Genomic DNA, 6848 nt, shown 5'->3' with positions numbered 1-6848 from the left:
GACTGGCCCGACGACGAGCTGACCGAGGCGGACTTCCTCACCGAGATCCTCGGCCGGCCGCTGGTACTGCGATCGTCAGGGTATGTAACGACCCCGGCCCGGCCATGATTCCGGCCCACGCGTGCGCCCGGCCACACCCCACAAACCGACAAACCACCCACACGGCACCGGGCTCCACGCCATCGAACCAGCCCTCACCGGGTTGATCCACTCGGGTTCACGGAAGGCGGGGCATCCCGGACGCCCGGACACCCCGACATCAGGAAACCCGAGTCGATCATGCGTGGCCGGCCGCGATGCCCTGCCCACAGCCTGGGCGGGTCAGGAGCCCAGGTAGCGCAGGATTGCGAGGATTCGTCGGCTGTAGCCCGTTGTGTGTGCGAGGTCGAGCTTGTCGAAGATGGCGTTGACATGCTTCTCGACAGCGCTCTGCGATACGTGCAACCGCTGGGCGATGGCGAGATTCGTGTGCCCCTGGGCCATCTCGTGCAACACGTCCCGTTCCCGCGGCGTGAGCCGACCGAACGGGTCGGGACGGTCCGAGCCGGCCACCACCTGACGGACCACTTCCGGGTCGAGGGCGGTGCCTCCGGCGGCCACCCGGTCGAGGGCGTCGAGGAAGTCGTCCACCTGGGCGACCCGGTCCTTGAGCAGGTAGCCGACCCCCTCGGGACGGTCCGCGAGCAGCCTCCCGGCGTAACGCCGCTCCACGTACTGGGAGAGCACGAGGACGCCGGTATCGGGCCACCGGCGACGGATCTCCAGGGCGGCCCGCAGCCCGTCATCGGTGTGGTCGGGTGGCATCCGGACGTCGGTGACGACCACGTCGGGACGGGATCGTCCGACCGCCTCGACAAGCTGGTCGGCGGTCCCGACCGCCGCGAGCACCTCGTGCTCCTCGTCGGCGAGCAGCCGCGTCAGGCCCTCCCGGAGCAGCGTCGAGTCTTCGGCGAGGACTAGGCGCACGGCAGCTGCGCCAGCACGGTCGTCGGACCGCCGGCTGGGCTGGTCACCAGAAGTCGGCCGTCCAGCGCGGCGACCCGTCGCGCCAGCCCGGACAACCCACGTCCGGTCGGTTCCGCGCCGCCGACGCCGTCGTCGTGTACGCGCATTTGGATCCACCCATCCCGTACTCCGATTTCGACAGTGACCAGGGTAGCGGCGGCGTGCTTCGCGGCGTTGGTGAGCGCCTCGCAGGCGACGAAGTACAGCACCGTCTCGACCTGCCGCTCGGGGCGGACCGGCAGCTCGCAGCGGATTCGCACCGGCACCTCGGATCCGCGGGCGACGATGGCCAGGACCTCACCCAGATCGCTGTCGTCCAGCGCTGACGGGTAGACCCGCCACGCCACCTCGCGCAACTCTTCGATGGCCCGCTGCACGTCCTCGTGTGCCTGAGCGAGCAGTGCGTGTGTGCGGTCGGCGTCGCGGGCGCGGCGGGCCCGGCCGAGCAGCATGCCGAGGGCGACCAGTCGCTGTTGGAGGCCGTCGTGCAGGTCGCGTTCGATGCGCTGCCGTTCGGCGTCGACAGCGGCGATGACTCCGGCCCGACTGGTGGTCAGCTCGTGGACCCGGCGGGTCAGCTCTGCCCGACTTCCCGCGCCGAGCAGTCGTCGCGCCAGCCAGATGTCCAGTGCGGCGATGCTGGCGACGGCCTGAACGTTGAGCAGTAACAGCACCGCCCCGACGGCGACCTGGGACAGGGCGTCGAGAACAGTCAGCTCCCCGCGCACGGCCGCGCGCAGCACGATCCCGGCCAGCACCACACCGACGCCGAGCACGGCGTACGCCAGCAGGCCGAGCGCGCCGGGCAACAGTCGCGCGGCCAGGTAGCCGAGCTGCCGCCGGGTCGCCGCGGTGGTCGGCACGGGCAGATCCTGCGTGGCGAACAGCCCGGCGAGGCGGCGGTGTTCCATCCGCATGAGCCGCCCGCCGTACCTGCTGGTCAGGCCGGTAACCCGACGGCCCGCCGCAGGCGCGACCGCGGACACACCGCAGGCTGCGACCGCGACGGCGAGGAAGGCGAACTCGACGGCGGACGTCGCGATTCCGACGGCGACACCGAGCGGCAGCCGGAGCCGAAGCAACCACCTGCCGGTCTGCCGCTCCCCCACCACCTCGCCCGCCTTCCGCAGCAAGCCTGCTCCCCCTTGCGCCGCTTCGTGCGACGTGCCCGCAGGAAACGTCGGCGCGATGTGGGGCGTCACGTGACCCGTCCGCACGCGACGCCGGTGCAGTCTGGGGTGCAGAGCAAAGGAACAAGCAAACCAGAAGGGCTGGCTAGCGCTCGTCCGACGCCCACGATCCGCTTCGGTAGAGGGTGCCGCGACCGCCCGGGTCGGGCATCCCGTTCAAGGCACCCTGCTCGGGTTCGGTCGGCTCGGGGTCGCGGGCAGCGCGGCGGGCCTTCAGCACGCGGGACCCGACGAACCAGGCGGCCGCCGCCGCGCAGACGACGATCACCACCTTCTGGAGCATGCCGGCGTAGCCCTCGACGAGATGCCAGTTGTCACCCAGCAGGTAACCGGCGAGCACGAACGTGGTGTTCCAGATCAGGCTGCCCAGCGTGGTGTAGAGCAGGAACGTGCTCACCGGCATCCGCTCCACCCCCGCCGGGATGGAGATCAGGCTTCGGAAGATCGGGATCATCCGGCCGAAGAAGACGGCCTTCACACCGTGGCGCAGGAACCACGCCTCGGTCCGGTCCACGTCGCTGAGCTTGACCAGTGGAAGCCGGGAAACGATGTTGCGCATCCGGTCGCGTCCCAGCGCCGCGCCGATCAGGTAGAGCGCGAGCGCACCCACCACCGAACCCAGCGTGGTCCAGAAGATCGCACCGACCAGACTCATCCGTCCCTGTGCGGCGACGAACCCGGCCAGCGGCAGGATCACCTCACTGGGGATCGGCGGGAAGAGGTTCTCCAACGCCACTGCCAGGCCAGCGCCCGGTCCGCCGAGTCGTTCCACCAGGTCAGTGACGTAGCCGACGATCCCGTCCTGTGGTGGCTCCGCTGCGGCGGCGGGGGTTCCGGTGGCGAACACGGCGTGGGACGTTCGAATCATGCGCCCACGTTACGAAGTCATCCTGAGAGCCGACCATGGGGCCGACCGCCCGGCCGCGCGGGTCGACCACACCGGTGGGGGTGCGGAAAGCCGCACCCCGCTGCGGCTCGCGGTGGTCCAGCCGCCGTGCGTACCCCTGGACGTCGCGGCAAACGCGCGGGCGCACGCCGCCGCGGTCCGCGCGGCGCGCGCCCGGGTGGTGGTCTTTCCGGAGCTGTCGCTGACCGGGTACGAGTTGGACGCGCCGGTCGTGTCGGTCGACGACCCGCGGTTGGCGCCGCTGGTCGAGGCGTGCGCCGAGGCGGGTGCGCTGGCCCTGGTCGGTGCGCCGGTCACCGGCGACCACATCGCGATGCTGGCGGTGACCGGTGGCGGTGCGACGGTGGCGTACCGGAAGATGTGGCTGGGGGACGCGGAGGCCCGCCGGTTCCGGCCCGGCGACACCCCGGTCGTGCTCGATGTGGACGGTTGGCGGGTGGGGCTGGCGATCTGCAAGGACACCGGCGTGGCCGCGCACGCGGACCGGACGGCCGCGCTCGGGATCGACGTGTACGCGGCGGGCGTCCTGGAGTCGGTCCGCGACGCCGCAGTGACAGACCAGCGGGCGCACCGGATCACCACCGCGCACCGGGTCTGGGTGGCGGTGGCGAGCTTCGCCGGGTCGACCGGCGGTGGCTACACCGAGGCGGCGGGGCTCTCGGGCGTCTGGACGCCGAAGGGCGAGGTGTACGCCCGGGCGGGCACCGACGCGGGTGAGTCGGTCAGCGTCAGCATCGGCTGACTGGGAGTCTCCGTCGGACCCGTCCCCTAGCGTGGACAGTGTCATCGACACGTGGAGGAGCGCATGGCAGAGCCCACGACGACAGAGACGGTCCGCTTCGGGCAGGATCGGTTCATGAGCGCCGTCCCCTCCCGACTGTCCGTGGTCACACTGGGAGCACGCGACGTCGCCGCGCTGCGGTCGTTCTACCGGTCGTTGGGGTGGCCCGAGCTGCCGGCCAGTGACGACCGCTGGTCGGCCTTCCTGCTGGGTGGTGTGCTGTTCGCGCTCTACCCGCTACCGGAGTTGGCCGCCGAGGCTGCGCCGGGCGTGCCGCCGCCGGCCGGTGGCTGGTCGGGGGTCACCCTGGCCTGCAACGTCGACAGCCCCGAGCAGGTCGACGCGGCCTTCACGGCGGCCGTCGCGGCGGGGGCGACGGTGGTGGCGCAGCCGACCGACCGGTCCTGGGGTGGGCGCTCCGGCTACATCGCCGACCCGGAGGGCAACCGGTGGGAGATCGCCTGGGCGGGCACCGCCCGCTTTGACGAGCGCGGCGCTCTTCTCTCCTTCGGTTGAATGTGCTGTTTGCGCGGCGGCAACGACCTTGGAATGCTTCGGGAATGACCTCCTTTCCTCCGACCTTCGCCGCTGATGTCGTCGGCCAGTCAGCCCAGACGCAGTTCGAGGCGTTCATCGACGAGCACCGCAGAGCGCTCAACGGCTACCTGGACGGGCTGACCGAGGAGCAGGCGCGGCGGTCGTTGGTGCCGTCCCGGACGACGCTGCTGGGTCTGGTGAAGCACGCCGCGTTCGTGGAGAAGGTCTGGTTCGACGAGGCCGTCACCTGCCGGCCCCGCTCCGAAATCGGCATCCCGGCCACGCCGGACGAATCGTTCATCCTAAACGACGGCGACACGATCGCCGCCGTCCAGCGCGCGCACCGGGAAGCCTGCGAAGCCTCCCGCCGCGCCACGTCCAGCCTGGGCCTCGACGACCTGCTTCGCGGCAACCGGCGCGGCCCGCTGCCGCTGCGCTGGGTCTACCTGCACGTGCTGCGCGAGATGGCGCAGCACTGCGGGCACGCGGAGATCCTGCGCGAGCAGATCCTGGCCGCCGAATAGCGTCGCCCCATCCGCCCGTCCGCCCGCCGCCGTCCGAGACACCGAACTCGGTCCGGCCCGGCGGTACTGGATCACGCTCTGGCCCACCCCCCGGTGTCGGCGAAGCGACGCAGCGTCCAGCGGGCCGGCGGCCAGCCGCCGGGGTCGTGGTCGGTGGTCCATTCGGTGATCGAGGCCGGGGGCACGTCCAGGTCGAACGCCCGGAAGACCGGCTGCGCGCCGAGCGCGTGGAAGGCGCCCTCGACGGTTTCGCTGTGGCCGACCAGGACCACTGTGGAGCCCCGGTGCCGGTGGGCGATCTCCATGATCGCGCGGCTGACGCGGACCACCAGTTCGGCCCAGCTCTCGTTGCCCTCCTCGAACGGTCGGAACACGCCGCCGCCCGCAATCGCGTGGTCGGTACGGAAGAGGGAGGTCGGCAGGCCGTCGGCGTACGGGGGTGTGTGCCAGGTGCAGAGACCACAGTCGGCCACGGGCCGGACGCCGAACGCCGCGCCGATCGGTTGCGCGGTCTCGACCGCCCTGCGCAGCACGGACGAGTAGACCGCCACCGGCCCGTCGGCGGCGATGTCGCCGGTGAGCCGGTTGGCCAGGTCGTGTGCCTGCTCGTGGCCGAGGGCGGTGAGGCCCCGACAGCCACGTGGCCCACCGATGACTCCTTCGAGCTGGTGGACCGACTCGCCGTGTCGCACGAAGATCAGACGTGTCCGCATCGGGACATCATGCCAGCGGTATCGACGGAGGTATCAGTCGTCCGTACGGCTGGTGGAGAACGTGCCGGTCCGGGCGAGCAGAGCGTCCAGTTTCTCGCCCGTCTGCGCTGGTAGGCGGTCCCGCCGCACCAGCTCGGCGATGCGGTCCCGTAGGTCGGCGACGCGCTCGGCGCGGTCCCTGGTGCGGCGGTTGAGGTCGGCCAGGTCGTCGCGCAGGTCTTCGGCGGTCTTCCGGTCGATGTCGTCGCGGGCGACCGCGGTGGCGAGGATGGCGGCGAACTCGCTGCTCACCTCGCGGAAGCTGACCGGTACCTGCTGCCCGACGGTTGAGGGCGCGGTGCTGGCGGCGGAGGGTGGCGAGGACGGTGCGGCCGGCGTCGGCGAGTGTGTCGTGGGCGCGGGGGCCGGGGAGGAGGTCGACGGCGCGGCGGCGACCTCGGTCGGGTCGGGTGTGCCCGGATTGCCGAGCGGATTCTGCGCGATGAGGGCGCCGACGCCGATCAGCACGGCGAGCACGGCCGCGACGAGCACACCGAGGGGCCGACGCGACCGGCGTCGGGGCGGTGCGGCGGTCGCCGGGACGGGGCGGGCCACCACCGATCTGTCGATCAGGGTGGGCGGGTGGGCGGCCGGCCGGATGCGCAGCAGCTCGGTGGGCGGCTCGACCGGCTGACCGGCACCGAATCGGCGGGCCAGATGCGCGGCGCTCGGCCGGTCGGCCGGGTTGGCGGCCAGGCAGGCCACGGTCAGCTCGGCGATGTCGGCGGGAAGGCCGGGCACTCGCAGCGGCGGCACCGGGGTGCCGCGCCGGTGCACCTCCAGCGCGTCCTCCCAGCTCTGCACGGGTAGCGGCGCCCGCCCGGTGAGGGTGCGGTAGAGCAGTGCGCCGAGGGCGTACACGTCGCTCGCCGGGTCGGGCGGGCCGGCGGTCAGCCGTTCCGGGGCGAAGTAGGCGGGGGTGCCCATCAGCGGTTCGCCGGACTGGCTGTCGAGGCCGCCGAGCGCGGCGATGCCGAAGTCGAGCACCTTGGCGCCGGTGTCGGTGAGCATGACGTTTCCGGGCTTGACGTCGCGGTGCACGACGCCGATGCGGTGCGCGGCGGCCAGCGCGGCGGCGATCTGCCCGGCCACCCGGACCGCCTCCGGCCAGGGCAGCGGCCCGGTCCGCAGCCGGTCGGCCAGGTTGTGGCC

General features: G+C 72.2%; 8 protein-coding genes. 3 read left to right on the top strand and 5 right to left on the bottom strand.

Features of this window, described 5'->3' with window-relative positions; translation table 11 throughout:
- Positions 1-321 precede the first annotated feature (321 nt).
- From ABZ749_RS25820 to ABZ749_RS25810, 3 genes are all read right to left on the bottom strand, one after another.
- On the bottom strand, positions 322-966 hold the full coding sequence (locus ABZ749_RS25820) for a response regulator transcription factor (RefSeq protein WP_357232227.1): 645 nt from the start codon (positions 964-966) through the stop codon (positions 322-324).
- Positions 957-2138, bottom strand: coding sequence for a histidine kinase (locus tag ABZ749_RS25815; RefSeq protein ID WP_357232224.1), 1182 nt, complete (start codon positions 2136-2138; stop codon positions 957-959). Before ABZ749_RS25815 ends, ABZ749_RS25820 begins: the two co-directional genes overlap by 10 nt.
- Before the next feature lie 142 nt (positions 2139-2280).
- Positions 2281-3063, bottom strand: a complete 783-nt coding sequence (locus tag ABZ749_RS25810; protein ID WP_355009991.1) for a DedA family protein — start codon at positions 3061-3063, stop codon at positions 2281-2283.
- On the opposite strand from ABZ749_RS25810, the gene ABZ749_RS25805 reads away from it, so the two are divergent.
- The 3 genes from ABZ749_RS25805 (at position 3062) to ABZ749_RS25795 (ending at position 4944) form a co-directional block, all read left to right on the top strand.
- Positions 3062-3844 carry a carbon-nitrogen hydrolase family protein gene (locus tag ABZ749_RS25805; protein ID WP_357232220.1) on the top strand — a complete coding sequence of 261 codons (783 nt, stop codon included), beginning with the start codon at positions 3062-3064 and terminating at the stop codon, positions 3842-3844. The two genes, ABZ749_RS25810 and ABZ749_RS25805, sit on opposite strands and share 2 nt — an antisense overlap.
- Positions 3845-3958: 114 nt before the next feature.
- On the top strand, positions 3959-4399 hold the full coding sequence (locus tag ABZ749_RS25800) for a VOC family protein (protein WP_357232217.1): 441 nt from the start codon (positions 3959-3961) through the stop codon (positions 4397-4399).
- A 44-nt stretch (positions 4400-4443) separates the two neighbouring features.
- Positions 4444-4944, top strand: a complete 501-nt coding sequence (locus ABZ749_RS25795) for a DinB family protein (RefSeq protein ID WP_357232214.1) — start codon at positions 4444-4446, stop codon at positions 4942-4944.
- Between the two features lie 71 nt (positions 4945-5015).
- Here ABZ749_RS25795 and ABZ749_RS25790 read toward each other — a convergent pair whose 3' ends face one another.
- Both ABZ749_RS25790 and ABZ749_RS25785 read right to left on the bottom strand, forming a co-directional pair.
- The gene (locus ABZ749_RS25790) at positions 5016-5657 is read right to left on the bottom strand and encodes a histidine phosphatase family protein (RefSeq protein WP_357232211.1); all 642 of its coding nucleotides are present in this window, start codon (positions 5655-5657) and stop codon (positions 5016-5018) included.
- Positions 5658-5690: 33 nt separating this feature from the next.
- A partial coding sequence (locus ABZ749_RS25785; RefSeq protein WP_357232208.1) for a serine/threonine-protein kinase occupies positions 5691-6848 on the bottom strand: 1158 nt, incomplete at its 5' end.

It is taken from the genome of Micromonospora sp. NPDC047753, assembly GCF_040642735.1.
In the GTDB taxonomy this organism is placed as follows: Bacteria; Actinomycetota; Actinomycetes; order Mycobacteriales; family Micromonosporaceae; genus Micromonospora.
Note: the sequence above shows the minus strand (reverse complement) of the source record. Positions and strands in the feature narration are given on the sequence as shown.

What these genes read in the sequence shown, in the direction of transcription:
- ABZ749_RS25805 (WP_357232220.1), top strand. Translation starts at nt 3,062, where the DNA reads ATGCGCCCACGTTACGAAGTCATCCTGAGAGCCGACCATGGGGCCGAC.
- ABZ749_RS25800 (WP_357232217.1), top strand. Translation starts at nt 3,959, where the DNA reads ATGAGCGCCGTCCCCTCCCGACTGTCCGTGGTCACACTGGGAGCACGC.
- ABZ749_RS25790 (WP_357232211.1), bottom strand. Translation starts at nt 5,657, where the DNA reads ATGCGGACACGTCTGATCTTCGTGCGACACGGCGAGTCGGTCCACCAG.
- ABZ749_RS25810 (WP_355009991.1), bottom strand. Translation starts at nt 3,063, where the DNA reads ATGATTCGAACGTCCCACGCCGTGTTCGCCACCGGAACCCCCGCCGCC.
- ABZ749_RS25795 (WP_357232214.1), top strand. Translation starts at nt 4,444, where the DNA reads ATGACCTCCTTTCCTCCGACCTTCGCCGCTGATGTCGTCGGCCAGTCA.